At 67.3% G+C, this 26,791-nt stretch carries 26 protein-coding genes and 1 pseudogene; 15 read left to right on the forward strand and 12 right to left on the reverse strand.

What is annotated here, in order from left to right; all coding sequences use genetic code 11:
- Positions 1–443 precede the first annotated feature (443 nt).
- The gene (locus IEY07_RS16160) at positions 444–689 is read right to left on the reverse strand and encodes a hypothetical protein (protein ID WP_188896421.1); all 246 of its coding nucleotides are present in this window, start codon (positions 687–689) and stop codon (positions 444–446) included.
- 34 nt (positions 690–723) lie between these two features.
- Here IEY07_RS16160 and IEY07_RS16165 point away from each other — a divergent pair, with 34 nt between their 5' ends.
- Both IEY07_RS16165 and IEY07_RS16170 read left to right on the forward strand, forming a co-directional pair.
- Entirely contained in the window at positions 724–921 is a 198-nt protein-coding gene (locus IEY07_RS16165) for a hypothetical protein (RefSeq protein ID WP_188896422.1), read from the forward strand.
- A gap of 355 nt (positions 922–1,276) precedes the next feature.
- The gene (locus tag IEY07_RS16170) at positions 1,277–1,684 is read left to right on the forward strand and encodes a hypothetical protein (protein ID WP_188896423.1); all 408 of its coding nucleotides are present in this window, start codon (positions 1,277–1,279) and stop codon (positions 1,682–1,684) included.
- 7 nt (positions 1,685–1,691) lie between these two features.
- Here IEY07_RS16170 and IEY07_RS16175 read toward each other — a convergent pair whose 3' ends face one another.
- Entirely contained in the window at positions 1,692–2,975 is a 1,284-nt protein-coding gene (locus IEY07_RS16175) for a mandelate racemase/muconate lactonizing enzyme family protein (RefSeq protein WP_188896424.1), read from the reverse strand.
- 40 nt (positions 2,976–3,015) lie between these two features.
- Positions 3,016–3,858, reverse strand: coding sequence for an RraA family protein (locus IEY07_RS16180; protein ID WP_188896425.1), 843 nt, complete (start codon positions 3,856–3,858; stop codon positions 3,016–3,018).
- A 146-nt stretch (positions 3,859–4,004) separates the two neighbouring features.
- On the opposite strand from IEY07_RS16180, the gene IEY07_RS16185 reads away from it, so the two are divergent.
- Complete coding sequence (locus tag IEY07_RS16185) at positions 4,005–4,739, forward strand: IclR family transcriptional regulator (RefSeq protein ID WP_188896426.1); 735 nt, start codon at positions 4,005–4,007, stop codon at positions 4,737–4,739.
- A gap of 77 nt (positions 4,740–4,816) precedes the next feature.
- The gene (locus IEY07_RS16190) at positions 4,817–5,950 is read left to right on the forward strand and encodes a MerR family transcriptional regulator (RefSeq protein WP_188896427.1); all 1,134 of its coding nucleotides are present in this window, start codon (positions 4,817–4,819) and stop codon (positions 5,948–5,950) included.
- 32 nt (positions 5,951–5,982) lie between these two features.
- Here the strand turns inward: IEY07_RS16190 and IEY07_RS16195 are convergent, their stop codons facing one another.
- The gene (locus IEY07_RS16195) at positions 5,983–7,338 is read right to left on the reverse strand and encodes an MFS transporter (RefSeq protein WP_188896428.1); all 1,356 of its coding nucleotides are present in this window, start codon (positions 7,336–7,338) and stop codon (positions 5,983–5,985) included.
- A gap of 258 nt (positions 7,339–7,596) precedes the next feature.
- Here IEY07_RS16195 and IEY07_RS16200 point away from each other — a divergent pair, with 258 nt between their 5' ends.
- From IEY07_RS16200 to IEY07_RS16210, 3 genes are all read left to right on the forward strand, one after another.
- The gene (locus IEY07_RS16200; RefSeq protein WP_188896429.1) at positions 7,597–9,063 is read left to right on the forward strand and encodes an aldehyde dehydrogenase family protein; all 1,467 of its coding nucleotides are present in this window, start codon (positions 7,597–7,599) and stop codon (positions 9,061–9,063) included.
- Positions 9,064–9,065: 2 nt separating this feature from the next.
- Complete coding sequence (locus tag IEY07_RS16205) at positions 9,066–9,869, forward strand: SDR family NAD(P)-dependent oxidoreductase (protein ID WP_188896430.1); 804 nt, start codon at positions 9,066–9,068, stop codon at positions 9,867–9,869.
- A 142-nt stretch (positions 9,870–10,011) separates the two neighbouring features.
- Positions 10,012–10,470, forward strand: a complete 459-nt coding sequence (locus IEY07_RS16210; protein WP_188896431.1) for a DUF6069 family protein — start codon at positions 10,012–10,014, stop codon at positions 10,468–10,470.
- Positions 10,471–10,500: 30 nt separating this feature from the next.
- Here the strand turns inward: IEY07_RS16210 and IEY07_RS16215 are convergent, their stop codons facing one another.
- The gene (locus IEY07_RS16215; RefSeq protein ID WP_188896432.1) at positions 10,501–11,826 is read right to left on the reverse strand and encodes an MFS transporter; all 1,326 of its coding nucleotides are present in this window, start codon (positions 11,824–11,826) and stop codon (positions 10,501–10,503) included.
- A 34-nt stretch (positions 11,827–11,860) separates the two neighbouring features.
- A pseudogene (locus IEY07_RS16220) lies at positions 11,861–12,613 on the reverse strand (SDR family oxidoreductase).
- 128 nt (positions 12,614–12,741) lie between these two features.
- Between IEY07_RS16220 and IEY07_RS16225 the strand changes: the two are divergent.
- The 3 genes from IEY07_RS16225 to IEY07_RS16235 are packed head-to-tail and all read left to right on the forward strand — an operon-like array spanning position 12,742 to position 15,026.
- Positions 12,742–13,356, forward strand: a complete 615-nt coding sequence (locus IEY07_RS16225) for a TetR/AcrR family transcriptional regulator (protein ID WP_188896433.1) — start codon at positions 12,742–12,744, stop codon at positions 13,354–13,356.
- A 41-nt stretch (positions 13,357–13,397) separates the two neighbouring features.
- Positions 13,398–13,985, forward strand: coding sequence for a TetR/AcrR family transcriptional regulator (locus IEY07_RS16230; RefSeq protein WP_188896434.1), 588 nt, complete (start codon positions 13,398–13,400; stop codon positions 13,983–13,985).
- Between the two features lie 3 nt (positions 13,986–13,988).
- Positions 13,989–15,026: an AF_0692 family protein gene (locus IEY07_RS16235; RefSeq protein WP_188896435.1), complete on the forward strand. Its 1,038-nt coding sequence runs from the start codon at positions 13,989–13,991 to the stop codon at positions 15,024–15,026.
- Here the strand turns inward: IEY07_RS16235 and IEY07_RS16240 are convergent.
- Positions 15,015–15,596 carry an LOG family protein gene (locus IEY07_RS16240; protein ID WP_188896436.1) on the reverse strand — a complete coding sequence of 194 codons (582 nt, stop codon included), beginning with the start codon at positions 15,594–15,596 and terminating at the stop codon, positions 15,015–15,017. The two genes, IEY07_RS16235 and IEY07_RS16240, sit on opposite strands and share 12 nt — an antisense overlap.
- A gap of 119 nt (positions 15,597–15,715) precedes the next feature.
- Between IEY07_RS16240 and IEY07_RS16245 the strand changes: the two genes are divergently transcribed.
- From IEY07_RS16245 to IEY07_RS16260, 4 genes are all read left to right on the forward strand, one after another.
- Complete coding sequence (locus IEY07_RS16245; RefSeq protein ID WP_188896437.1) at positions 15,716–17,014, forward strand: MFS transporter; 1,299 nt, start codon at positions 15,716–15,718, stop codon at positions 17,012–17,014.
- Between the two features lie 133 nt (positions 17,015–17,147).
- Positions 17,148–18,290, forward strand: a complete 1,143-nt coding sequence (locus tag IEY07_RS16250) for a L,D-transpeptidase family protein (RefSeq protein ID WP_188896509.1) — start codon at positions 17,148–17,150, stop codon at positions 18,288–18,290.
- Positions 18,291–18,317: 27 nt separating this feature from the next.
- Complete coding sequence (locus IEY07_RS16255) at positions 18,318–19,379, forward strand: branched-chain amino acid aminotransferase (RefSeq protein ID WP_188896438.1); 1,062 nt, start codon at positions 18,318–18,320, stop codon at positions 19,377–19,379.
- A gap of 105 nt (positions 19,380–19,484) precedes the next feature.
- Complete coding sequence (locus tag IEY07_RS16260) at positions 19,485–20,546, forward strand: alcohol dehydrogenase catalytic domain-containing protein (RefSeq protein WP_373288871.1); 1,062 nt, start codon at positions 19,485–19,487, stop codon at positions 20,544–20,546.
- A gap of 14 nt (positions 20,547–20,560) precedes the next feature.
- Here the strand turns inward: IEY07_RS16260 and IEY07_RS16265 are convergent, their stop codons facing one another.
- From IEY07_RS16265 to IEY07_RS16275, 3 genes are all read right to left on the reverse strand, one after another.
- Positions 20,561–20,755, reverse strand: a complete 195-nt coding sequence (locus IEY07_RS16265) for a hypothetical protein (protein WP_188896516.1) — start codon at positions 20,753–20,755, stop codon at positions 20,561–20,563.
- A gap of 110 nt (positions 20,756–20,865) precedes the next feature.
- Positions 20,866–22,035: a hypothetical protein gene (locus IEY07_RS16270; RefSeq protein ID WP_188896439.1), complete on the reverse strand. Its 1,170-nt coding sequence runs from the start codon at positions 22,033–22,035 to the stop codon at positions 20,866–20,868.
- 6 nt (positions 22,036–22,041) lie between these two features.
- Positions 22,042–22,410: a VOC family protein gene (locus IEY07_RS16275; protein ID WP_188896440.1), complete on the reverse strand. Its 369-nt coding sequence runs from the start codon at positions 22,408–22,410 to the stop codon at positions 22,042–22,044.
- Between the two features lie 267 nt (positions 22,411–22,677).
- On the opposite strand from IEY07_RS16275, the gene map reads away from it, so the two are divergent.
- On the forward strand, positions 22,678–23,445 hold the full coding sequence (gene map / locus IEY07_RS16280; RefSeq protein ID WP_188896441.1) for a type I methionyl aminopeptidase: 768 nt from the start codon (positions 22,678–22,680) through the stop codon (positions 23,443–23,445).
- On the opposite strand, the gene cydC is transcribed toward map, so the two are convergent.
- The gene (gene cydC / locus IEY07_RS16285; RefSeq protein WP_188896442.1) at positions 23,429–25,030 is read right to left on the reverse strand and encodes a thiol reductant ABC exporter subunit CydC; all 1,602 of its coding nucleotides are present in this window, start codon (positions 25,028–25,030) and stop codon (positions 23,429–23,431) included. The genes map and cydC overlap by 17 nt on opposite strands.
- Positions 25,027–26,790: a thiol reductant ABC exporter subunit CydD gene (gene cydD, locus IEY07_RS16290; protein WP_188896443.1), complete on the reverse strand. Its 1,764-nt coding sequence runs from the start codon at positions 26,788–26,790 to the stop codon at positions 25,027–25,029. The genes cydC and cydD overlap by 4 nt, the downstream gene beginning before the upstream one ends.
- Position 26,791 lies beyond the last annotated feature (1 nt).

Consider the following 26,791-nt stretch of genomic DNA (forward strand, 5'->3'; position numbering starts at 1 on the left):
CGGATGCGACGGCTGCGTCCACTGGTGACCGGTCGCTGACTGCCGCCGAGCGGAGGCGAGCCGCCATCGATCGAGCCCGTCGGCAGGGCGGGGACAGATCGCTGGATACGTGGTGCCGCAGTCCTGGTCAAGCCGGGGTACAGATCGCTCTGTGAGGTCGGGACCTGGTTCATCGCGAGGCCCTGGGATCCGCCGAGTGCCACCACCAGGGCGCCGGCAGCCAGCAGTCCGGGGCGCTCCGGCAGACGAGTCGTACGGCCTTGTGACCGCAGCTCAGGCTGCATCGTGAGGCACATCGAGACAGAGTTGGACCGACCTCGCGTCCAGGCTAGGTCGCCCTCGCGGCGCGACAAGGACACTCCCGATGAATTTGTTCGGGCTACCGGATGTGGCGGTGGTTTCGAGAGCCGGTGACCCGGATGGCGACAACCGGTCGGGGTTTGTCAGGAGCAGTGGGCGAAGGCGTACTTGGTGAGCCGCTCCTGGGCACCCCTGGACTTCTTCTCCAGTCCGGTGACAGACTCGAGCGATCCACCCGCATTCGTCGCGCGGACCACGGCACTGACGTAGGTGTTCCAGGTCTTCCAGTCTCGGGCGATCTCCTTCGGCGGGACAGCGCCCTTCATCAGCTTCTGTTCCTCCAGCGCAGCACTGCGCGCGGTGCCTGAGTCCCAGATCGGGATCTCCATGAAGGCGTTGGCCGGCCCCTTGCCTCCAGGGGCTATGTGCTCACAGAAGCTGGCTGTCGAACTCGTAGTGGCGGGAGTGCTCGTGGTGGCGGGAGCGCTCGGCGCCGACGAGACCGCGGGCGTGGACGGAGGCGTCTGCGCAGACGCTGCGTGGCTGTTGCCGGAGGAGTCGTTCGAGCCGCAAGCTACGCTCAGCGTCGCCACCACGGCCAGGAGAAGGACACTCGCGTAGGGCTTCCTCATACAATGACTCCTCTGCTTGGCTGAAGGTTGGAATCTAGTCCTCCGGAGTGCCACCCAAGCTCTGAGTTGAGCGCTTGCGGCCAGCTGATCGAGCGGAGCGGGTGGTGACTTGGGACCTCCTACGGTCGAACATCATGCTGCGAACCTGACGTCGGCCCCGCATAAGGCTGTTCGGTCAAGACCCACCGACAGATGGCGGTTCTCCTCGCCCCTAGAGAGGCATCTACCGATGCGTCCCGGCGGGATGACCGGGCTCGAGTCCGATGTTCCGGTCGGGTTCATAGATCCGTCGGCCGCCGGCAGCAGTAGGTCCGGGTGAGCCCGGATTCCGCTAGCGTCGGCCTGTGAGTATCCAGCCCGCGTATCCAGGAGGTCCCGCGGAGCCGTATCTCGTCTCCATCGGGAACATCCACGCGACCGCGCACCACATCGTCACGCCGGCGGGGACCTGGCCGATCGCCGATATCAACGTCGCCACGACCGACCAGACCCAGACCTATACGAAGACCGCCACCTGGGCGATCGTGCTCGCCATCGTGCTGGTCTGGTTCTTCCTGCTCAGCCTGCTGTTCCTGCTGGTCCGCGAGACGCGAATCCAGGGATACATCGCGGTCAGCGTCACGACGCGTTGGGGCCAGTCCTATGTCGAGCAGGTGCCCGTGGCGAGCGGCCCGGCCCGCGCCGAAGTGTTCGGGCGAACGACCTACTTGCAGAGCCTGATCGGCCAGGAGCGCGGGCGACTCGGCCGCTGACGATCGATCAACTCCAGAGCCGGTCGTTGGCGTACTCGCCGTCCCAGAAGGCGGTGTCCTCGAAGAGCACCGGTGCCTTGGGATCAAGATGCTGGGCAAACAGTTCCTCGTTGATTCCTTCGAAGCCGAGCCCCGGCGTCTCCGGCACCTGGATGTAGCCGTCAGCGATGATCGGACCCGGCAGTCCGGTGACCAGTTCGTTCCAGAACTCGACATCGGCGGCATGGTGTTCCAGCGCCAGGAAGTTGTGGGTGGCCGCGGCCAGATGCACGCTGGCCATCGTCGCGATCGGAGATGCTGCCATGTGCAGCGCCATCGCGATGCCCTTGTCCTCGGCATAGTCGCCGAGCCGCTTGGTCTCGGCGATCCCGCCGGAAGTCGCCGGATCCGGGTGCACGACGCGGATCGCGCCGGCGTCCAGCAGCGGCTTGAAATTCTCGGTCAGGTAGACGTCCTCGCCCGTGCAGGTCGGGACCGCCACCGCTTCGGTCAGCTGCCGCCATTGGTCGGTGAACTGCCAGGGGATCAGATCCTCGATCCAGGCCAGCGTGTACGGCTCCAGCGCCCGGCCGATCCGGATGCAGGAGTCCAGCGCGATGTGGCCGAAATGATCAGCGGCCAGCGCGATGTCGTAGCCGACGATCGAGCGCACCTCGGCGACGTAGGCGGCCAGCGTCTCGACCCCCTTCTGGGTGACCTGGATCCCGGTGAAGGGGTGCATGGTGTCGTAATCGGCGAGCGCGCCCTCGTGGGCGATCACCGTGCCGGGGATGTCCTTGAGCAGGTTGATGCCGATATCCATCTTGAGCATCGTGTAACCGAGCTCGCGTCTGCCCACCAGCCGCTGCCCCATCGCGGAGGCGGTCTGCTCCGACGGGGTGTCGGCATAGCAGCGCACCTTGTCCCGGAACTGGCCGCCGATCAGCGCATAGGCCGGGACGCCGTACGCCTTGCCGGCCAGATCCATCAGCGCCATCTCGATGCCGCAGACGCCGCCGCCCTGCCGGCCGTGGAAACCGAACTGCTTGATCTTGCGGAAGATCTTGTCCAGGTTGCACGGATTCTCCCCGACGATCCTGCTCTTCAACATCAACGCGTACGCCGCACTCGCGCCGTCGCGGACCTCGCCGTAGCCGACCAGGCCCTGGTTGGTCTCCAGCCGGATGATCGAGGACCTGAACGGCACCCCGACCAGGTTGGCGATCTTCAGATCGGTGATCCGCAGCTGGCTCGGTCTGGATCCGGTGCTGACGTTCTCCTCGGACAGGACCGGTGTCTGGGTTGCGCTCATGATCGACTCCTCATCGAGTTCCGTATCGACTTCTGCGTGCTCACTCGGTGGTGCCGCTGGGTTGCGGCAGCCGTACCGGATGGGTCTTGGTCCATTCGTCGTAATCGGCCTGGATATGTGGCGCCCATTCCCCGGTGTCGATCTCGGTCGTGGTGTAGACGCGCTCGGCGAGCCGTTGTTTGCCGAACAGGTCGCGGTGCGCGGTCCGCAGGCTGACCGCCGCGACCTCGGAGACCAGCTGCGGCGGGATGAAGGTCACGCCTCGCTCGGTGCCCAGCACCACATCGCCCGGCAGCACGGTGGTGCCGCCGATCATCACCGGCCCGTTCATCGAGCTCAGCACGACATCGCGGATCGGTGTGGGATCGGTGTCCCGGAAATAGAAGTTCGCCTCGAGTTCGCGCAACCCGTCAAGATCGCGTACGCCGCCGTCGATCACCGCACCGACCCCGGTCCGGGACGCGACGGCGGTGCCCAGGTTGTCGCCGACGACGGTGCCGTTGACGATCTTGCCGAAGATGTCGGCCACCAGCACGTCGCCCGGGCCGAGGGCTTCGATCACCCAGGTGTTCTGCCGGCCTCCGACGGTCTGGCCGATCGCTAGGCCCTCCTGCACCACGGACTCGTGGAAGTCCTGCCGGAACGGCATGAACTGGCAGGTCACCGCCCGGCCGACGAAATTCCGGCCCGGGTTCGACTGGGTCCAATGCCCGACGTACTGGGCTTTGTACCCGGCCTTGTCCAGGACCGACCAGGCATGCTCGGCCGTTGCGCCGGCGAGTGCCTCAAGATCGGACTGGTCGGCGAGCGGCCGGCCGTCGTCGGATCGTGGTCCGTCCCACAGGGGTGTGAGGGCAATGATCTGTTCGCGGTTCAGGAGCATCAGCGGTCCTCGGAGGTTGACGAGTGGCGAACATGTTGCACAGCATGCAACAGTGTTGACTGTGCAGCGGTTCTTCATGGTTGTTGCTTCCGCGGCGGGTTGTCAACCACCCCGCCGCCGGTCTCTTGCCTGGTGGGAGTGATCGGATGCCCGCTTCGCTGAAACACGGTCTGGCCGTCCTGGAACTCGTCGCGCAGGCCGGCAAGGACGGTGTAGCGGTCACTGAGGTCGCGGTCCAGGTCGAGTTGGACAAGTCGACGGTGTCCCGGATCCTGGCCACGCTGCGCGAGCTCGGCTACGTCCGCCAGGACATCAACCGGCGCTATCTCTCCACGGCCCGGCTGGGCAAGCTCGCCCATCGCCGCCCTGGCGCGCAGGACGTCGCCGCCCTGGCACGCGAGCGGCTGGAAGAGCTGCATGCGCTGCACGACGAGGCGATCCACCTGGCCGTGGTCAACGGCGGCGAGATGCTCTTCCTGGACTACCTGCAGACCACCAAGGCGGTCCGGACCGAGACCCCGATGTTTCCGCGGCCGCTGCACGAGGTGGCCGTCGGGATCGCCGTGCTGGCAGCAGTCGATCATGACGAACGCGCCCAGCTGATGAAGGAGTCGATGGCCGCCGCCGATCATCGCCCGACCGCCGAGGAGCGTGCGGAGTTGCGGGCAGAGGTCGGCCGAGCCCAGGAGCGCGGCTGGGCCACGATCGACGCCCATGACGACGTCACCCGGGTCGCCGCGGCGCTGATCGACAGCTCGGGCCGCCCGGTCGGCGCCATCACGGTGTCCGGTCCGGGCTACCGGATCGACCCGCAGATCGACGTGATCGCGGCCGACACGATCGCGGCGGCCAAGGACATCGGCGCCGCGCTGCGGGTGTGATCGGTGATCAGATCGCTGAGCTTGTCCAAGCGCGTGCTGGTTGACCTTCGACCTGCTCCAAGGCCCACGATGATCGGGTGAGCACACCGAGCCTGTTGACCATCAGCGCGTTCGCCCGGACTGTCGGGCTGACGCCGAGTGCCCTGCGGTTCTACGACGATGCCGGACTGCTGGCACCGGCCAGCGTCGACGACCGCACCGGCTACCGCTACTACGCCGACAGCCAGCGGCGCACGGCCGTCGTGGTCCGGCAGATGCGCGAATTCGATGTCCCGTTGATCACCATGAAGGCGGTTCTGGAAGCAGCACCCGAACGTGCCCAGGAACTGCTGGAGGCCCACGCCGCCCGGCTGGCTGATCACGCCGACCGGGCGCGCAACGCCGTACGCGACATCGTCCAGTCCCTGCGTGGCGTGACCGAACCTGAATACAGTCAGCCCGTCCGGCTGTCCGTCGGCGGCCCGGAGCTGGCAGCGGCGATCCGTCAGGTCGCCCCCTTCACTGCCGATACCGACGACGGTGCGACACTCGACCACCTGCTCCTCGACATCACCGATGGTGAAGTGACTGTGGTCGCCACCGATCGCTATCGGATGGCCGCGCGAACGCTGCCGGTCACCGATCAGGCCGGACCGCTGCGCCGGATCACGGTCGCGGTTGATCAATTGACCGGGCTGTCGGACTGGCTGCGCCGACGCCGCTCGGTCGAGTTGTCGGCCGTCGGCCGGAGCATGATCATCTCAGACCATGATCACGATGACGGATCAGGCCCGGATTACCAGGAACTGGAGATCGGTGACGATCACTTCCCCGACTACCGACTCCTGGTCGACCAGCTGTCCGAATCCGCTGACGGGATGCGATTGATCATCGATCGGGTGCGGCTGCTTCAGGTGGTCTCCGCCGATCAGCAGATCACCGTTGTCATCGACCCGGATCCCGACGTCGACATGATCACGATCAGCCGACGCCATGGTGCGAAGTCCCTCACGCTGCCTGCCGTCCAGTCCGGTGAGTTGCATCGGATCGCCTTCAACCCCGGACTGTTGGCGTCGGCGTTGCAGAGCAGCGTCGGGCCGGATGTCCTGATCGATGCGGCGGCCGGTCATGCAGCCGTGATCAGATCGGCCGACCAGGGCAGTTTCACCACCCTGGTGATGCCGGTCCGGTTGGACCCGGACACCCCGATCGCTGAGTCACCCGATCGCTGAGCCACCCGATCGCTGAGCTTGTCGAAGCGCGCTCAGTGCCCTTCGACAGGCTCAGGGTTCCTGCGCTTCGGCGCCTTGCCCAGGCCGACGACGGTCGCCGCCGAGCCGAGCATCAGGACGCCGACGATCCACAGTCCGGCCTTCTCCGAGCCGGTCAGGTCGGTGGTCCAGCCGGTGACGAACGGTGCCAGGAATCCGGCCAGATTGCCCAGTCCGTTGATCAACGCGATACCGCCGGCGGCTGCCGCACCGGTCAGGAAGAAGCTCGGCAGCGGCCAAAAGACGGGCAGCGCGCTGTAGATGCCGATCGCGGCGATGCTCACCATCACCATCACCAGGAACGGCGAATTCAGATACAGCGCGATCGGGATGGCGACCGCGCCCAGGATCGCCGGGATGGCCAGATGCCAGACGCGCTCGCGCGTCTTGTCGGCGTGCCGGGTCCACAACACCATCGCGATCGCGCCGATCACGTACGGGATCGCGGTGATCAGACCGGTCTGCACCAGCGAGAAGTCGGTGCCGAAGCGCTGGGCGAAACCGGCGACGATGGACGGCAGGAAGAAGCTCACCGCGTACAGACCGTAGACCACGCCGAAGTAGACGAACGCCAGCGCCAGAATCCGCGGGCTGGTCAAGGACCTGCGCAACGTCCAGCCGTACTCCTCGTCGGCCTGCTTGACCTCGCCGGCGATCTCGCTGCTCAGCCAGTCGCGCTCCTGCGGTGTCAACCACTTGGCATCGGCCGGCCGATCGGTCAGGAAGAACCAGCAGATCACGCCGAGGATGATCGCGGGGATGCCCTCGAAGAGGAACATCGATCGCCAACCCGCCAGACCGAATGCGCCCTCGGCGTATTGCAGCAGGGCCCCGGAGATCGGCGAACCGAGCGCGGACGACAGCGGGATCGCCATCATGAACAGGCCGGTGACCTTGGCACGCTCCCGCTCGGGGAACCAGAAGGTCAGGAACAAGATCATCCCCGGGAAGAAGCCGGCCTCGGCGATACCAAGCAGGATCCGCATCACATAAAGGGTTCCAGCATTGGGAACGAAGGTGGTGAGGGCGGCGATGATGCCCCAGGACACCATGATCCGGGCGATCCAGCGCCGGGCACCGACCCGGTGCAGGATCAGGTTGCTCGGCACCTCGAGGATCAGGTAGCCAATGAAGAACAGCCCGGATGCCAGACCGTAGGCGGTCTCGCTCAGACCAAGATCATGGTCCATGGTCAGCTTGGCGAAGCCGATATTGGTCCGGTCCAGGTAGTTGACGAAGTAGAGCAGCCCCATGAAGGGCACCAGTCGCAGAGTGACCTTGCGGACGACCCGGCTGCCGAACTGGTCGTCGGCGACGGATGCGGCCGCGTTGGGTTGGGTTGTGGACATCAGCGTCCTTCGGTCAAGCCGCCAAGGGCGGGCATCTCCTGTCCCCGTTGTGCGGGAACCCCCCGGTTGTCATCGGCACACCATAGCCAATATCCATCGCCGGACTATCGAACCCGGCGCTGCACGGCGGGCGAGTCCTGAGGTGTCCGGTCACGCTGACCGGCCGAACCCGGCGGACGTCGGTGGGGGTCGTGGCCGTAATGTCGGCCAACGGCAGCGATGTCGGCCAGCGGCCGAGACGACACGAGGTGGTGACAGATGGCGATCTTCGAACCCAAGGTGCCCGACGGTCTTCCGATCGGTGACGAGTGGGTACCGGCGCCCGCGACGGAGCCGGTGACCTTCCCCTACGACGGGTCGGAGGTCGCCCAGGCGCCGGTCGGCGACGTGTCGCTGGCCAAGCGCGCTGTTGAGGAGGCGCTCGCGATCCGCGGCCAGGTCGGGCGACTGCCGTCCCACGTCCGGAGGGCCGCCCTGCAGCAGACCCACCGGCTGATCACCGAACAGCGCGACGACTTCGAGCAGTTACTGGTGCTGGAGACCGGCAAGCCGCTGGTCGACTGCAGGGTCGAGGTGGATCGCACGCTGTTGACGCTGCAGACCGCGGCCGAGGAGGTCGCCCGGCTGCACGGCGAAACGGTGCCGCTTGACCTGTTGCCGAGCGGTGACGGCCTGGTCGGTTTCTGGACCCGGCGGCCGGTCGGCGTGGTGATCGGGATCGCGGGCTTCAACTATCCGCTGCTGCTGTCCTCGCACAAACTGGCACCGGCTCTGGCCGCCGGCTGTCCGGTGATCATCAAGCCAGCGCCGCAGACGCCGCTGGCGACGCTGTGGCTGGTGCATCTGGTCCGGGAGGCGCTGGTCGCCGCCGGCGGTCCGGCCGCGGCCGTGCAGTTGATCACCGGTGGCGCCGATGTCGGAGCCACGCTCACGACGGACCGTCGGATCGGCGCTGTGTCCTTCACCGGTTCGGCCGGCGTCGGCCATCGGATCGCCCAGGATGCTGCGCCGACCAAGGTGCTTCTCGAACTGGGATCCAATGCCGCCCTGGTGGTGGCCGCTGACGCTGATCTTGATGCCGCGGTCGGGGCGGTCGTCCGCGGCGGCTATTACGCGTCCGGTCAGGCCTGCATCAGCGTGCAGCGGGTGATCGTGGTCGAATCCGTACGCGACGAGTTCCTTGATCGGCTCGCCGCCCGGATGGGCGAGGTCGTCGTCGGCGATCCCCGCGACGAGGCAACCCGGGTGTCGACGTTGATCAACTCCGCCGGCACCGACCGGGTGCTGGATTGGATCGCCGAGGCCGCCAAGGGCGGTGCCAAGATCATCACCGGCGGCGGTCGGACTGCCGACAACGTGATCGAGCCGACCGTACTGCTGGATGTGCCGGAAGGTCTGTCCGCCTGGCGCGAGGAGATCTTCGGCCCGGTCGTCGCTGTCCGGTCGGTGACCGATCTCAATGCCGCGTTCCGCACCGTGAACGACTCCCGCTACGGGTTGCACGTCAGCGTCTACACGGAATCCCTCGGTGCCGCCTTCGCAGCGATCGAGTCAATAGAGGCCGGCGGCGTCGTGATCAACGAGGTGCCGGGCTTCCGCTCGGACGTGATGCCGTACGGCGGGGTGAAGGACTCCGGCACCGGCCGCGAGGGACCACGGTTTGCGATTGAGGAGTTGACGGTGACCCGGATGGCTGTCATCCGGCCGAGTGCGAAGGGGCGATGACCATGACCGATCACACCGAGCACGAGAATCGGTATCAGGACCTGTTCCGGCTGGACGGTCGCAAGGCGGTCGTCGTCGGTGCCGGCAGTGGAATCGGTCGGGAGAGCGCGCTCGCTCTGGCCGCACACGGCGCCGAGGTGATCTGCGCCGATCGTGATCTTGCCGCCGCGCAGCAGACCGCCGATCTGGGCGCCGGATCCGAGGCAGGACTGGCGGCGTACGAGCTGGATGTTCTTGATCAAGCAGCGATCCAGCAGGCTGCCGGCGATCTCGGGGAAGTCGACGTGCTGATCTTCACCGCGGCGACCAACGTCCGCAAACGGCTGTTGGACTACAGCGGCGAGGAATTCGACCGGGTCGTCTCGCTCAACCTGCGCGCCTCATTCGATCTTGTCCGGGCGTTCTCCCCAGGGATGGCCGAGCGGGGCCGGGGTAGCGTGATCGGCTTCACCTCGATCCGTGCGGTCGCAGTCGAGCCAGGCCAGGGCGTGTACGCCGCCACCAAGGCGGGCCTGCTGCAACTGATGCGGACCGCGGCAGCCGAACTCGGACCCCAGGGCGTCCGGTTCAACGTGATCGCGCCCGGAGTGGTCGAGACGCCGCTCACCAGCCAGATCCGCGACAACCCCCAGTGGTATGACGCGTACGCCTCCAAGAGTGCGCTGGGGCGGTGGGCCCGTCCCGACGAGCTTGCCGGCGCGGTCGTCTACCTCGCCTCGGACGCCGCGAGCTTCGTCACGGGCAGCCAGTTGCTGGTCGACGGCGGCTGGACCGCAATCGACGGTCGCTACACCCCGCCGAACTGACGCCGTTGATCACGCCGCTACGTCAGGCGACGTAGCAGAAGTGTCGCCCGGGAGGGTATGACAGCTCGGCCGCTGTTGCGAAGACTGATCCATGTTCCGCCGTGGTGGCGGAACTCCGGTTGCAGTCTTCGAGGAGTTGACCATGAGCAATCCGTCCGAGTCCGTGGTGCCGACCGCCATGCCCGCGATTCCCGACCCACGTCCGCAGGCGCAGTCGCGTTTTCGGCCGGCGGCGGCCATGATCATCGGCGCCGGTGCAGCGGTGGTGATCAACGCCGGCATCGGCCAGGCAGCACAGGCGATCGGTGTCTCGCCGGCATTTCCCTATCTGACTCCGCAGGTCTACCTGCCGGCGACGGCGGTGATGAGCCTGCTGGCCGCTGTCGGCTGGTTGATCATCTGGCGCCTGGTGCAGCGGCCGGCCCGGGTGCTGCGGATCCTGGTGCCCGCGCTCCTGGTGGTGTCCTTCGTTCCGGACCTCCTCGTCGCGCTGACCGCCGCTCCCGGTACCAACGATGCGCTGGGCTTCGCTGCGCTGATGACGATGCACGCCGTGATCGCCGGGGCGGTGTCGCTGGCGATGTCGCGGGCCATGCGGTGAGCACGGCGCAGCAGCCCGGTTGGAGACGAATCAGTCCAAGGTTGCGGACACTCTCCGCGGCGCATCGCCAGGACGGCGCTCGCTGCGTCGTACGACCCGGTGCAGGACGATCGTCGCGATCAGGCCCAGGACGACCGCGACCAGGATCGCGATCTGGCCGATGACGAACGCCGGGATGTAGTCGGCGGCGTGACCGGGGAGACCTGAGGCGACTTCCTGGGCGAGCCGCGGGTCCGCCACCCGGGTAGCGACAAGGGCGGAGATGATCGCCGCGTAGAAGCCGATGACGATCGCCTCACTGCCCAGCCGTGCGAACTGGACCAGACCGGAGGCGGATCCGCTGCTGGTGGGCGGGACCGCGGCCATCGCAGCACCGTCGATGAGCCCGAGCGGGAGCCCGAAGGACAGGCCGAGCAGGGCCATCGGGATGAGCAGTACCCACAGCGGCACCGCGGCAGCGATCAGGAGCATGCCGGCGTTCCCCAGCAGCATCAGTGCGATCGATGTGTAGAACATCGCGTGCACGCTGATCCCTCGGCCACTGTTGACCAGCCGGACGCCGACCACAGGGCCGACGAGTGCGCCGAGCGTCAAGCCGATCATGACGAGTGCGAGCTGACCGGCGGTGAGTCCGTATACCGAGCTGAGGGCGACCGGCAGATAGGTCAGCAGGGTGATGTAGCCGAAGGCCTGGATGACCGGCATCAACACCGCGGACAGGAACCGGGGATTGCGGAGCAACCGGAAGTCGATGATCTTGGCTCCGGGATCGCGTTCGTGCCTGACGGCCGGCACGAAGCCGCTGAGGACGAGTGAGACGGCGATCAGGACGGCGAACGCGACGAAGACGCCCCGCCAGCCGAAGGCGGCGGTCAGGCCGCCGGAGATGCTCGGGCCGATCGCGAGCCCAAGGCCGAGGGCAGTGCCGAAGAGAGCGAACCCGCGGGTCCGGGCCACACCCTCGTAGGCGCCCGAGATGATCGCCGGTGTCGACGTGCCGATGGCCGCGGCGAACAGGCCGGCAAGAATCCGCCCGAGGTCCAGCAGCGCCAGGTCGGGCGTCACGGCGCAGAACAGAAGAGCAGCGATCGAGCCCGTCACACCGATCAGCCAGGTGATCTTGTAGCCGACGTGGTCGGAGATCACGCCCCACACCAGGGTGAAAACGGCGAAGGTCGCGTTGAAGCCGTTGACGACCCACTGGAGTTGCACGGGGTCGGAGCCGAGGTCGCGGGCGATCGACGGCAGCGCGGTGGCGACACCGGCGATGCTGATCGGAACCAGGAACACGCCCAGCAGCAGCGTGGGGAGGGCGACCGGTGACACTCGTCGCCGGGTGAGCAGAGTGGTGGTCATGGGCGAGTGATCTCCTGGGAACTGGGGAATCGGGTCAGAGGATGTGCCGGCCGCCGTCGGCGAGGATGTCCTGGTCGACGGTGTAGGCGGATTCGTCGGAGGCGAGATGGACGACCAGGTCGGCGATCTCGCGCGCCGTGCCGAAACGACCGACGGGGATATCCGGCGTCAGCGCCGCCCGGGCGGCTTTCCCGTCAGGGAACGGAGAGCCGGGCTTGTCGAACAGCGGTGTGTCGGTCGGTCCGGGGCTGATTGCGTTGAAGCGGATGCCTCGCGGACGCAGCAGCTCGGCATTCCACGAGTGCACCAGCGACGAGGTCGCGGCCTTCGTCGCGGCATAGACGTTGGCTTAGCCGTGACCGCCGTGCGCGACGTTGGAGGAGGTGACGATCACCGACGCGCCATCCGCGAGCACCGGAGCCAGCGACTGGACGAGGAAGAACAGTCCCTTGACGTTGATGTCGAAAAGCTGGTCGAAGCTCTTCTCGTCGTGTTGGTCGAAGGGGCGGAAATCCGATACGCCCGCATTCAGGAAGGCGACATCCAGCCGGCCGAACCGCTCCCGGGCGGCCTCGGCCAGTGCCTGCTGGTCGCTGATCGAGAGGGCGTTCGCGCCGATCCCTGTTGCACCGGGACCGAGCTCACCTGCCGCGGCATCAGCCGAGGCCTGGCTGCTCGCGCTCACGATCACAGCGGCCCCCTCTTCGAGGAAGCGCCGTGCAGTGGCCAGACCGATCCCGCTCGACCCTCCGGTCACGAGCGCGCGCTTGCCGTTCAGACGTGCCACAACTTTTCCTTTGCTTCGGTCGGCTGTCCCGGAGGATCCGCTCGAGAATTACTGGTCGATTGACCAAGAACGGGTGCAACCGTACCTCGTTTCTGGTCGGGCATTCAATAACGGGGTACGCTGTGACCATGGCACGACCGAGGAAATTCGTGGAGCGCGACGTTCTGCTCGCCGCGCGCACCCAGTTCTGGCACCGGGGATATGAGTCGACGAGCCTGACCGACCTTTGTGAGGCGACCGGCGTTGCGTCCCAGAGCCTGTACGGCGCATTCGGCAGTAAGCACGACCTCTTCGTCCGGACCCTCGACGACTACTGCACCGAGCAGATCGCCGGACTGGACGCCGGTCGCCGTGCCGCCGGATCCCCGTGGCAGTGGCTGTTGGCCGCGGTGACGTTCGACGACGGCGGCCGGATCGGGCTGTCCAGTGACGGCTGCTACCTGTCGGGGTCCACAGCGGCGCTGTGCCGCATCGACGACGACGTCCAGCTCGCATCGCAGAAGACCTACGAGCGCATCCTGGACCTGTTCACCGAGACCGTCGTCGACGGCCAGGCGGCCGGTGAGATCCGGGACGATGTCGAAGCCCGGCAGATCGCGTACGCCCTGCTCGCCGCGATGCAGGGGTTGGAGTTCATCCGCAAATCTGGTCTGGGTGACGCTTTCGACACCGCGAAGACGAGTGTGACCGACGGACTCGAGCTCGCCTATGCGGCCAGGGTCGCGCCGGCGGCAGCCGACTGACACCTCTGTCAGTTTCCTGGCATTGGTGTTAGCCTCGAAGCATGCGCGGCACCTTCACCGAGCAGGCCCGGGGTATCCAGATCGTCAGTGCAGCGATCGAGGTGATCGCCGAGCACGGCTACTCGGCCGCCTCGATGGGCCGGATCGCCGACCGGATCGGGGTCAGCCGGGCGCTGCTCAACTACCACTTCCGGAACCGGGAAGCGTTGATCGAGGCCGTCGTCACCGAGGTGTACGCGACCGGCTACCGCGCCGTCCGTCCGGGCATGGACGCCGAGACGACGGCGTCCGGCCAGCTTCGCGCCTTCATCCGCGGCAGTGTCAACTTCTACCTACAGTCGCCCCAGCACATCGCCGCCCTGACCGAGATCATCGCCGGCACCCAGAAGGGCGACTTCCGGCCGGTCGCCGAACACGTCTCGACCGAGCTCGAGGCCGTCGCGCTCTTGTTCCGCGACGGCCAGCGGGCCGGCGAGTTCCGCGACTTCGATCCGTATGTGATGGCGCGGTCGGTCCGCGGTGCACTGGACGCGACCCTCGGTGCCCGGGCCGCCGATCCTGATCTTGACCTCGACCACTGCGGGGACGAGTTGATCATGCTTTTCGAGAACGCGACCAAGGCGGGGTGAGTCATGACCAGCGCAGTACGAACGGGCAAACCGGCGCGGACCGGAAACCGGCGGGCGGCCTGGCTACTGGTCGTGCTCACCCCATTGATCGCCGAACTCGCGCTCGGCTCGACACCGGTCTCGTACGGATTCCTTGTCCTGTTGTGGATCCCGGTCTACGGATCCCTGGCGCTATTGATCAGGGAACTGGTGATGCGGGCGGGCCGTGGTTGGCCGAGTCTGATCATGCTGGCCGTCGGCTACGAGTTGCTGGAGGACGGGATCGGTCTGCAAGCACTGACCAGTCCGCATCTCTACGGGGCCGCCGAGTGGGGCGCCAGGATCCTCGGTTTCAACCTGCCCTACTGGGTCGCCAATGCGATCTACCACGCGATCTTCACGATCGCGGTCCCGATCACTGTCGTCAATCTGATCTTCCCGGGCCATCGGGGTCGGCCGTATCTGAAACGCGGCGGTGTGGTGATCGCCGCGGTCGTGGGCGGCATCGGCGTGCTGATCCTGCGCGTGACGGTGCCGCTCTCCCAGGATCCCGGCTACCAGGCGCCGCTGCCGTTCGTGATCGCCGTCCTGGTGATCGTCGGCCTGTTGGGCGTTGTCGCGTTGCGGATCCTGCCGCGGGTGCGGACACGCGTTGCGGAGGAGATCGCCGTCCCCGGCCTCGGGATGCTCTACCCGGCGTCAGCTCTGGCGATCATGATCGTGATGTTCCTGGCCTTCCCGGCGCCCGGCGCCACCCAGCCCGCCTACACGCACGGGCTGGTGGTCCTGGTGCCGCTCGTCCTCGCGGTCGCCGGTGGGGTCGCGGGCTGTCTGGTGCTGGCCCGGTACACCCGATCGTCGGCGTGGACCGCCCGGCACACGTTGGCGGTGGCCGGCGGTGCGTCGATCGGCCACACCGTCGCGGGTGCGGTGGCCATGGCGAGCCAATGGGTCGACCGGATCGGGTTGTTCGTCATCGCCCTGCTGACCGTCGTCGGGATCATCTGGCTGGATCGCAGGATCCTGCGATCCAGCGGGGAGTCACCGGAGTCAGACCGATGACGCCGCCGCGCCGGACCATTTCGGCTCGGGCGGTCGCACGCCAGCCAGCTTGTCCAACAGTCGGGTCGCATCGGCGTCGATCTGGATCGCGTCGCGGTAGCGGCTGCGCAAGAAACCCTCGGCAACGATGTGGTCCAGGAAGGGCGTCATCCGGCTGTAGAAACCCTCGACGTCCAGCAGGCCGATCGGCTTGCTGTGCAGCCCGAGTTGGGACCAGGTCCAAACCTCGAACAGCTCCTCCAGCGTGCCGGCGCCGCCCGGCAGCGCGATGAAGCCGTCGGCGAGTTCGGCCATCAGCGCCTTGCGCTGATGCATGTTCCCGACCTCGTGGAGCTGGGTCAGGCCGGTGTGCGCGATCTCGCGCTCGAACAGCTGGGTCGGGATGACGCCGTGGACCTCGCCGCCGGCCTCGAGCACGGCGTCGGCGATCACTCCCATCGTGCCCACCGTCGCCCCGCCGTAGACCAGACCGATGCCGCGCCCGGCGAGAATCCGGCCGAGGCCGGCTGCCGCGTCGGCATAGGCCGGGATCCGGCCGGGGGAGGAACCACAGAAGACACAGATGCGCACGGGGCAACGCTAGCCGTACGAACGGTGGGGGTTGACAGCGTACGGTCGATTGATACGATTCAAAACGATCTTGGAAGCAGCAGACCGCCGAATGACGACGTAGTCGACAGGGACGAGGAATGAGCAACCAAGCAGAGACCGGCGCCGTCTCCGGCGAGGCGACCGACCATTCGACGGTCACCCGGCAGCAGTGGAAATGGACCGTGCTCGCCGGCATGGCGTCCTATCTGGATGCCGGCTCGATCGTCGCCCTGGCGTCAGGGCTGGCGCTGTTCCGTACCGACCTCGGGCTGTCGGCCGGCGATCTCGGACTGCTGGCCGCGATCGGGCCCAACGCCATCGGCTGCGCGATCGGCGCGTTGATCGGCGGCCGGCTGGGCGATGTTCTGGGCCGTAAACGGATCTATCAGTGGGATCTGCTGATCTACGCCCTCGGCGTGCTGATCATCGGCTTCGCGGGCAATCCGGCGATGCTCTACATCGGCACCTTCATCGTCGGCCTGACTGTCGGCGCGGACGTGCCGACATCGCTGGCCCTGGTGGGAGAGTTCTCCCCGGCCAAGGCCCGCGGCAAACTGCTGGGTTTCAGCCAGATCGCCTGGAACAGTGGCCCGTCGATCGTGCTCCTCCTGGCGCTGATCCTGTCGTCGACCGGGTTGATCGGAATCCGGGTGGTGTTCTTCCACCTGGCCGCGGTCGCCTTGCTCACCTGGTTCCTGCGTCGTGGGATGTCGGAGTCGATGCGCTGGAAGACCGCCAGCGAGCGCAAGCAGGAGACCCACAAGCTGAAGGCGTTGCTCAGAGGACCGAACTTCCGGGCGATCGCATGGACAACCGGGATCTACCTGTTCTGGAACATCGCCGCCGGCACCAACGGGATCTTCACTCCGTACATGGTCCGCACCATCGGCGGCGGCGGTCAGGCGGTCAGCGTCGGGCTGTCGCTGGCCGGGTTCGTGATCGGCATCCTGGCGACCGTCTTCATCTTCATGCCGCTCTTCGACAGATCCTTCAGAACGCGCAAGGTGATGTGGGGGATCGGGGCGATCATGCAGGTGATCGCCTGGGGCATCTTCATCGTGGTCCCATTCACCATCCCGACGGTGATCTTCAACGCCTTCATGTCCGGTGTGGGCGGCGCCCTGGCCGGTGAGGCCGTCTACAAGGTCTTCTCCCAGGAACTGTTCCCGACCATGCACCGTGGTACGGCGCAGGGTCTCACCTTCGGACTGGCGCGGCTCTGCCTGGGCATCTGGAGCCTGTTCGTCCCGACCCTGGGCGAGCACAGCGGCGTGACCGTGATCGGCGGCATGCTGGCGCTGTTCCTGGCGATCAGCGGGGTGATCGGCTTCTTCTTCATGCCGCGTACGGTCGGCCTGACGCTGGAGGAGATCGAAGCCCAGCGCGGAACGGCTTGACCCTCTGCAATATGCCTGGCGTCGTGATGTCTCAGGCCTATAACGGTCGGTGTCGACCACAGGTTGCAGCGCCCGCCCGGGTTAGCGTTGTGCGGTCTCTACTTCCCCGACACAAGGAGACGCTGTGACCGCCATGCCCGCGCGCCGAAGACTGCTGCTCCCGATCGCCGCGACGGCGATCAGCGCGGCTCTTGTCGGCTGCGGTGTCATCCCGGACCAGAGCGGTTCCGCCGAGCCACAGCTGACCGCAGGCCCGTCGGTGGCGGGCACACGGTCGCCGGCCCCGCCGGCGGCCCCGTCCCCCACCGCGAGCCAGCCGAAGTCGAGCAGATCGGCCTCGAGCAAGGCAGAGTCCTCGGCGCCGAGTAGCACGAAGCCGGCGAAGTTGATCTTCAAGCGCGGTGACGACGGCGCCAAGGTCCGAGAGCTGCAGGCCCGGCTGAAGCAACTGGCCTGGTACAGCGGCGATGTCACCGAGCATTACGGCGACCAGACGGCCACCGCCGTACGAGGGTTCCAGGCCAAGCGCGATCTGCCAGCCACCGGCACGGTCGACACGACGACGTGGGCGAAACTGGTCGCGATGACCCTGCAGCCGACCGATGATCAACTGCACAACGTCGTCCACGCGGGCCCGGCGATCATGAAACAGGATGATCAGACCCAGCGGGTCCGCGAGCTGCAGGCCCGCCTGAAGCAGCTCAACTGGTTCTCCGAGGAGGTGACCGGCTTCTACGGGTCGGTCACGGCCGAGGCGGTGCGCGGTTTCCAGGACAAGCACGGGCTACCGGCAACCGGTGCGGTCGATCAGGCAACCTGGACCCAGCTGGTCTCGATGACGCGGCGGCCGACCGCCGGAGAACTCTCCGGCAAGAGCTCCGCCACCGGCGGGTCGACCGCCGGACTGGACAGTCGTTGCTTGACCGGGCGGACGCTCTGCATCGACAAGAGCACCGATCAGCTCGTCTGGGTGATCGACGGCAAGCCGCGACTGCACTTCGACGTACGCTTCGGCGCCGACACCACGCCGACCCGCGAGGGCGCGTTCTCGGTCGGCTGGAAGGCCCGCGACTGGACCTCGACGCTCTACCACTCTGAGATGCCGTTCTCGATGTTCTTCTCCGGTGGACAGGCGGTGCACTACTCCTCCGACTTCGCGGCGCGTGGCTATGCGGGGGCCTCCCACGGCTGCGTGAATGTTCGCGACTACGCCGGTATCCAGGAGCTCTTCGGGCAGGTCCGGGTCGGGGACAAGGTGATCGTCTACCGCAGTTGATACAGGCCAGGGGCGTACGTTGGGAATGTGACGGAGCGGACACAGACGAGGCAGACACAGGCGGGCACCGGGCTCGGGTTCGGGGCCCTCTTCAGCAAGCACGTGATCAGCGCACGCTATGTCGCAGGCGCTTGGTCCGGCTTGGAGGTGCGCGATTTCGAGGATCTCCGGTTCTCGCCTGCGGCGATGGTGATGCATTACGGCCAGGCGATCTTCGAGGGGCTCAAGGCGTTCCGGGCGACCGACTCCGACGAAGTGCTGATCTTCCGGGCCGCAGACTGTGCGCGCCGCTTCGACCGCAGCGCGGCGCGGATGGCCATGCCACCACTGCCTGCCGGGATGTTTCTCGACGCCGTACGGACGCTGGTCGGTGTCGACGTCGCCGAGGTGCCCTCGGTACCGGGTAGTTCGCTCTACATCCGGCCGGTGATGTTCGCCGACGAACCGTCGCTGGCCGTACGCCCGTCCACCGAATTCAGTTTCCTGGTGCTCGCCTCGCCGGTCGACAGCTTCTTCGCCAGTGGTCGGACCATGATCGACGCGTACGCCCAGAGCAGTCACATCCGCGCCGCCCTCGGCGGAACCGGCGACGTCAAGTGCTCGGGCAACTACGCCGGTGCGATGGCGGCCAAGGCCGACGCGCAGCGCCACGACTGTGACGAGGTGCTGTGGCTCGACGCCCGGGAACACCACTACGTCGAGGAATTCGGCGCGATGAACTGCTTCGTCGTGCGAGGCAGCGGAGAGCGCGCCGAGTTGATCACACCGCCGCTGGCCGGCACGATCCTGCCCGGCCACACCCGGGCGACGGTGATCACGTTGGCTGGCCGACGCGGCCTGACGGTTCTCCAGGAACCGATCGAGCTGGGTCAGGTCCTTGACGACGGCGGGCCGGTCAGTGAGGTGTTCGCCTGCGGCACCGCGGCCGGGGTCGCGCCGGTCCACCGCATCCTCACCGACACCGGCCGGGAGCGGATCATCGGCGATCAGCCGGGCCCGCTGACCGCGCAGCTGGCCGCCGACTATGTCGCGGTGACCCACGGTCAACTGGAGCCGGAACCTGATTGGATCATCCGCATCCCCGGTTGATCGGATTGTCGGGCCACCGGTTACCGTGTCCGGAAGAACGCCGAACTACAGGAGAGCACCGTGGCTGCAGTGGGTACAGCGATCCCGGAAACGATCCCCGGCACCATGAAGGCAGTCATCTGTCACGGGCCGGAGAACTACACCCTGGAAGAGATTCCGGTCCCCACACCCGGTCCCGGCGAGATTCTGGTCAAGGTCGAGGCAGTCGGCATCTGCGCCAGCGACCTGAAGTGCTACCACGGTGCGGCGAAATTCTGGGGCGATGCCAACCGGCCCGCCTGGGCCGAGACCGAGGTGGTGCCCGGACACGAGTCCGTCGGCGTCGTCGTCCAACTCGATGACCGGGCGCGCCAGGTCCGTGGCGTCGAGATCGGCGACCGGGTCACCACTGAACAGATCGTGCCGTGCTGGAAGTGCCGCTACTGCCTGCGCGGCGAGTACTGGATGTGCGGCCCGCATGACATGCACGGCTTCAAGCGGGCCAACCCCGGCGCAATGGCCGAATACATGATCTATTCCACCAACGCACTGGTGCACAAGATCAGCAGGGATCTGCCGGCCCACCAGGCCGCCTTCGTCGAGCCGCTGTCCTGCTCGCTGCACGCGGTCGAGCGGGCCGATATCCGATTCGACGATGTCGTCGTGGTGGCCGGCGCCGGCCCGATCGGCCTCGGCATGATCGCCGGGGCGAAGGCCAAGAGCCCCAAGCTGCTGATCGCGCTCGACATCGCGCCGAACAAGCTCGACCTGGCCAAAGCCTGCGGCGCGGACGTTACCTTCAACATCACCGAGGTCGACGCGGTCTCCGAGATCAAGAAGCTGACCGACGGGTACGGAGCGGACGTCTATATCGAAGGCACCGGTCATCCGTCGGCGGTTCCGCAGGGCCTGAACCTGCTGCGCAAGCTGGGGACGTACGTCGAATACAGCGTCTTCGGCTCGGACGTGACCGTGGACTGGTCGATCATCTCCGACGACAAGGAGCTGAACGTCCTGGGCGCCCACCTCGGCCCGCACACCTGGCCCGCCGCGATCAAGATGCTCGAGGCGAAGACCCTGCCGATGGATCGGATCTGCACGCACCAGTTCCCGCTGGAGAAGTTCCAAGAGGGCCTCGACATGGTCGCCGATGGCGCCAATTCGGTCAAGGTCTCACTGATCCCCTGACCGATCCGGACTGATCACTCCCGATAGCGCCGGACGAAGGTCCGCAACTCCTCGGCGTACAGCTCCGGGTCCTGGTAGGGGTTGATCGGGATCTGCGCATCGCGCCGTACGCACCCTCGGCCGCACTCCAGTTCGCGCAGATGGTCGAGGTCGGTGCCCAGGGACCAGCCGGCATCCTCCGGCGCGTCCGGCCACCGGTTCGTTCGCAACCGGCGATGAAGATCATCGAGTTGCTCGCGTTCGTGCTGCTGGTGAGCCTCTCGGGCGAAGCCTTCGGCGTTGCCCGAGACCAGCGGTCCACGGGCAGCCGACGCAGGGGCTATTCCGGTGCTTCGGAACTCAAGACCACCCCGTGTTCGTGGACTGGTGACATCGATTCCATTCGCCACCCTGGACCCGTGACGGTGAGAGCAGAGCCGTCGTACGACTCGGGTGCGGGTAGTCCGATCCAGGACCAGTTCGCGGTCACGATGGCGCCGTCCTCGACGATCAGGCGTAGATCATCGGTGTGGACGGAGAGGATCCGGTAGAAGGTGCCGAGATCCCAGTGCCGGACCTCACGCGGGTCGAAGGTGACGCTCCCAGGGTTGGGAATCCAGAGCATTGTCGCGAACCGGTCGCGCAGCACCCGATCCTCGATCGACCACGCGACATGCGCTGACTCCTCGGCATGCAAAGTCTCGGCATAGCCGTACGCATCCAGCAGATCCGCGGCACCTGACTCGGTGGGCGGTACGGCACTGTTGATCATGGAACTGAGTGACCCGGCCGCTCGAAGACCGAGCCGCCAGCCCGGATCGAAATGATCGAGGACATAGCCGAGCACCGGTCCGGTCGTGTAGCACAGACTCCGGAACCAGGATCCGCCCCGAGGTCCGCTGCGTGCCAGGTCGGCGACCTCGCCCGTCGGCGTACGGTCCCAGCGGAGTGCGCTGTACTCGGGGATTCCTTCCCACAGGTCGAAGTAGTCCTGCCGCTCTCGCTCGGCATCCGACAGTTGATCAAGTCTCCAGTCCCGGATGGACCGGGCCCCACGACCGACCGCCGGATCTCCGGTCTCCAGATAGGAGCCCCAGGCCCGCAGTTCGGTGATCACCGCCGCACGACCGACCGGCTGAGACAACGACGTGTCACCACCTCCAGCCGGCGTCACCCACCCCCACTCCGGCTGCCAGAAGGCGTGGAACGCTTCGTGCAGCAGCAGCGGCACGGTGGGAAGATCAGTTCCGAGCTCGATCATCGCCCAGTCCCGGCCGTGCCACTCGACCGCGGTGTTGGCGACGGCTGCATGGGGATCGGCGTCGTGGGCCCACATCCGGCCGGAAGCAGTGGCTCCCCCCTCGGGCTCCGTCAGCCACCAGACGTCCTCATCGACGAGGATCCACCGTGGTGCGGGCTGGTGGCCCCACAGCCGGCCGTCGTCCGCGCGCAGCCGGGTGCATGCTTGGTCGACGATCGCCGTCAGATCAGTGGGCGACCAGCGCGCCATCGAGTGCTACTTCGTCGGCTCGGAGTCGACGGGCCGGGTGAGATCGACGATCGGGCCACCCTCGACCCGCACCCACGCCGATTCCATCCCGAAGTCCATCACCGTCGGTTCCCGGAGGATCTCAGCGCCCGCCGCACGTGCGCCCGCGGCTGCCGCGGACACATCGTCGACCCAGCAGTGGATGATCACACCCTGCTGGGACTCGGCCGCCGGCTCACCTGGTTCATTCAGCCACAGCAGCGCTCCGTCGCCAGCCTTCACCTCGGCGAAGGCGCCGTAGTCCTGGCTGACCTCCCAGCCGAGGGCAGCGGCGAGCCGCCCTGCCACCGCACTCGGCTCCTCGACGATCAGGGTCACCGCGTTGATCGAGCTCATGGCTGCATCATCGCAGCACCTGGTCAAGCCGGGCGCGGGTCGATTGGTCTCGTGCACAATCGCGGTCCAGATCGCTGATCAGGCCGGTTCGGACACCTGGGCGCGATCTGGACCGCAGGAATGCACGTTCCTGGTCGTGCATTCCTGCCGTCCAGTCGCGCGAACCCTGCGGACCGGGGCCGGTTCGTCCCGACGAGGCGGCAGATGTTCACGGTCGGTCGCGGTGGACCGGCGGCTGACACAGGGAAGCCGAGCTACAGTGCCGGGGTGATCGAATACCGGACTCCGGCCGAGCTGGAGGAGATGCGCCCCGCCGGCCGCTTCGTGGCCGACGTCCTGACCGCGCTCGCAGACGAGGCGAAGGTGGGCAGCAATCTGCTCGACCTGGACGCCCTGGCGCACGACATGATCAAGAAGCGTGGAGCCGAGTCCTGCTACATCGACTACCACCCGTCCTTCGGCGCGATGCCCTTCGGCAAGGTGCTGTGCATCTCGGTCAACGACGCCGTGCTACACGGGCTGCCCCACGACTACGACCTCGCCGACGGCGATCTGGTCAGCTTCGACTTCGCCGCCTCGGTGGACGGCTGGGTTGCCGACTCGGCGCTGACGGTGATCGTCGGCGAACCCCGGCCCGCCGACCAGCGACTGATCGAGATCACCAACGAGGCGCTCGCCGCCGGGATCGCCCAGGCCCGCTCCGGCAACCGGCTCGGTGACGTGTCGGCCGCGATCGGGGCGGTGGCCAAGCAGAACCGTCTCAAGGTCAATCTCGAGTTCGGCGGCCACGGCGTCGGTCACACCATGCACGGTGATCCGCATGTGCCCAACAACGGGCGCCGCGGGAAGGGCCTGCCGCTGCGCCCCGGGCTGGTGCTGGCGGTCGAACCGTGGTTCCTGCACACCACCGATCGGATCTACACCGATCCGGACGGCTGGACGCTGCGCAGCGTCGACGGTTCCCGCGGTGCCCACGCCGAGCACACGGTAGCGATCACCGAGAGCGACCCGATCATCCTCACCGCCCGGGACTGACGAGCCGTTCCGCCGGTTCCAGGCGAACCACCCGATCGCAGCTGTCCATCACCCGCGGGTCGTGGGTGATCACCAGGACCGCGGCATCCTCGTCCAGGCGCCGGATGATCTGCAGTACATGATCGGCTGTGTCCCGGTCCAGATGCTCGGTCGGCTCGTCCAGGATCAGCAGATCATGGTCACCGTCCACCAGCCTGGCCACTGCGAGCCGGGAGATCGCCAGCCGTCGCGCTTCACCGCCCGAGACCGCGGCCCCGAACTCGCCGACCAGACGGTCCGCCCCGAAATCAAGATCAACCGAACTGAGCGCCCGGCGTACCTGGTCGTCATCGGCACCACGGGCGCCGATCCGTACGTTCTCGGCGACGGTGGTGTCGAACACGTGCGCATCCTGGGCCAGATAGCCGACCCGGTCCGCGATCGCGATCGTCCCGGCCAGCGGTGGGACGGATCCCATCAGAGTCTCGGCGATCGTCGACTTGCCGATTCCGCTCGGGCCGACCAATGCCACCCGCTCGCCCGGCCGGAGCTCCAGGTCCAGGCCGGTGATCAGCGGCCTGCCTCCGGGCCAGCCGACCGCCAATCCGTAGGCCGCCAGTGGGACTCCCGGTGCGGCGGGGTTCCGGGCTGTGGCTTGACCGGCGGAAGGCTTGATCAACTCAGCCACCCGCCGCAGAGCGGACGCTGTACGCCGCCAGGTGAGCGCCGCCGCGGGCAGTGCCGAGACCACTTCGTGCAACGCGAGGGGAGTCAGGGCAAGCACCGCCAGGAACACCGGATCCAGCGAACCGGCCGCGACCGCCCTACTGCCGACGATCAAGGACCCGACGATCACCGCACCGGTGCAGATCCATTGCAGACCGACCATCAGCCCGGCGGTCCAGGCGGTGCCACGCTCGGCGACGGCGAGGTCGGCATCGACACCGGCCAGCCGGCCGAGAGCGGCGCGGTCCGCGCCGTAGGCGACCAGGTCCTCTCTGGTCCTGCCGACCTCGGCCAGTTCGTCGGCCAGCCGGGACCGCAGCCCGACGAGGCGATCGGCCGAACGCCCGGCCAGCCGTCCGGCCCACCACGGCAGTATGACCGCCGCGACGAACGAGCCGGCCAGCAGCAGGATTCCGGCGGCGGGCGCGATCGCAGACAGCGCGACGCCGGCGGCGATGATCACGAACGCCGTAGAGACGACCGGGACGATCACCCGGACCACCAGGTCACCCAGCGCGTCCAGATCGGCGGTCACCCGGCTGAGCAGATCACCGCTACCGTGCAGCGGACGGCCATCGGTGAGTTGCCGGTAGGCGCGGACCCGGACCTTCGCCTGCAGATCCAGGGCGATGTCGTGCCCGGCCAGCCGCTCCCAGTAGCGGAACACCCCGCGGGCCAGACCGAGCGTCCGGACACCGACGATCGCGACCATCAGGTAGAGCACCGGGGGATGCTGTGCGGCCCGGGACAGCAGCCATCCGGAGACCGCCATCAGTCCCACCGCCGATACTTGCGCGATCACGCCCCAGGAGATCGGGCGCAGCAGGGCGATCAAGGAACGCCGCGGCGTACTGCTGAGTCTCAGCAGCGTCGTGATCATGACCGGGTTCCGATCCCGATCACCCGATCGGCGGCGGCCAGCACCGCCGGTCGATGGGATACGACGATCGCCGTGACGCCGAGTTCCTTGATCGCCGCGATGGCGTCCAACTCGGTCTCCTCGTCGAGCCCGGCGGTCGGCTCGTCGAGCAGCATCAGCCGTCCGGTCCCGTACCGGACCCGTAACCACGCCCGGGCCAACGCGACCCGGCGCAGCTCGCCGGCCGACAGCCCCAGACCCTCGTCCACCGCCCGGTCCGGGTCGAGGGTGACGCCGGCAGCGAACAGAGCGTGCGCCACCTCCGCATCGGAGGCGTCCGCCCGTCCCAGGCGGACGTTGTCCGCGACGGTCCCGCGGATCAGCGTCGGGTCCTGGCCCACCCAGGCAACGGCGTCCTGGAGCGCTGCCTGGTCGATCTCGCAGAGATCGGTGCCGTTGATCAGGATCCGACCGGCCGCGGGCCGCGTCCAGCCGGTGATCATCCGCAGCAGCGTCGACTTGCCCCCGCCGCTGGGACCCCGGAGTGCCGTGACGCTGCCGACCGGAGCCAGGAAGTCAACCTCATCGAGCGCCGGCACCGACTGTCCCGGATAGCGGTAGCCGACACCGTGCACGCTGACCTCCAACGGACCCTCCGGGAGCGGCCGGTTGCGGCGGGTCCCATCACAGGGTTGCTGCTCGATCAGGTCCAGAGCAGCTCGCGCGGCCGCGGCGCCGGTCGCTGCATCGTGATAGTGCACTCCGACTTTGCGCAGCGGCAGGTACGCCTCGGGCGCAAGGATCAGGACGAACAGCGATGTGGTCAGATCGACGTGACCGGCGATCACCCGAAGCCCGATCACCACCGCAACAATGGCAACCGACAGGGTGGCCAACAGTTCGAGCACCAGCGCCGACAGCAATGCGACCCGGAGCGTGGCCATCGTCTCGACCCGATTGGCCTCGCCGGACCGGCGCAGGCCTTCGGCCTGCCCCTTGGCCCGGCCGAAGGCGCGCAACGTCGGCAGGCCGGCGACCAGGTCGACGAAGTGGTGCGCGAGTCGCGCCTGAACCCGCCAGCGCCGCCCGGTGATCTTCTCCGTGGCCCAGCCGACCAGCGCCATGAAGACCGGGATCAGCGGCAGCGTGCTCACGATGATCACCGCACTGAGCAGGTCCCTGACACCGACAGCCACGACGATCACCGCGGGTACGGCTACGGACAACACCAGTTGAGGAAGGTATCGGGCGAAGTAGCCGTCAAGATCATCAAGTCCGGTGGTCATCAACGTGATCACCGTGCCCCGGTCCGGCTGGTCCCGGCCCGGGCGTAGGTAGGCCTGGGCGACCTCGCGCCGCAGCTGCGACTTGACCGCAGCCGAGGTCCGGACCGCGACCAGATCACCGAGCCAGGACAGCAGACCGCGGACGACGAACGCTCCGGCCAACCACGGTGTGACCGCGAGGATCGGTGCCACGCTGCGCTGGTCGAAGGCGGCACCGACGCCGTACGCGATGCACCAGGCGATCGCCACGATGCTGACCGCGGTCAGGGTGCCGATCACCGAGGTCGTCACCAGGTGCCAACGGACGGCGGCGGCACGGCGGACCAGACGGGGATCCAGCGCTCCGCTCCGCCTGGTGCCCGAGTCGCCCTTGTCTGTCCCTGAGCCTGCCGACGGGTCGGCTTCGCGCCCTTTGACAAGCGCAGGGCCCTTCGGGTCGCCAAGCGCAGGGCTCTTCGGGTCGCCAAGTTCAGGGATGTTCTCCCGGATCGCCATG

Source organism: Microlunatus endophyticus, assembly GCF_014646195.1.
Lineage (GTDB): Bacteria > Actinomycetota > Actinomycetes > Propionibacteriales > Propionibacteriaceae > Microlunatus > Microlunatus endophyticus.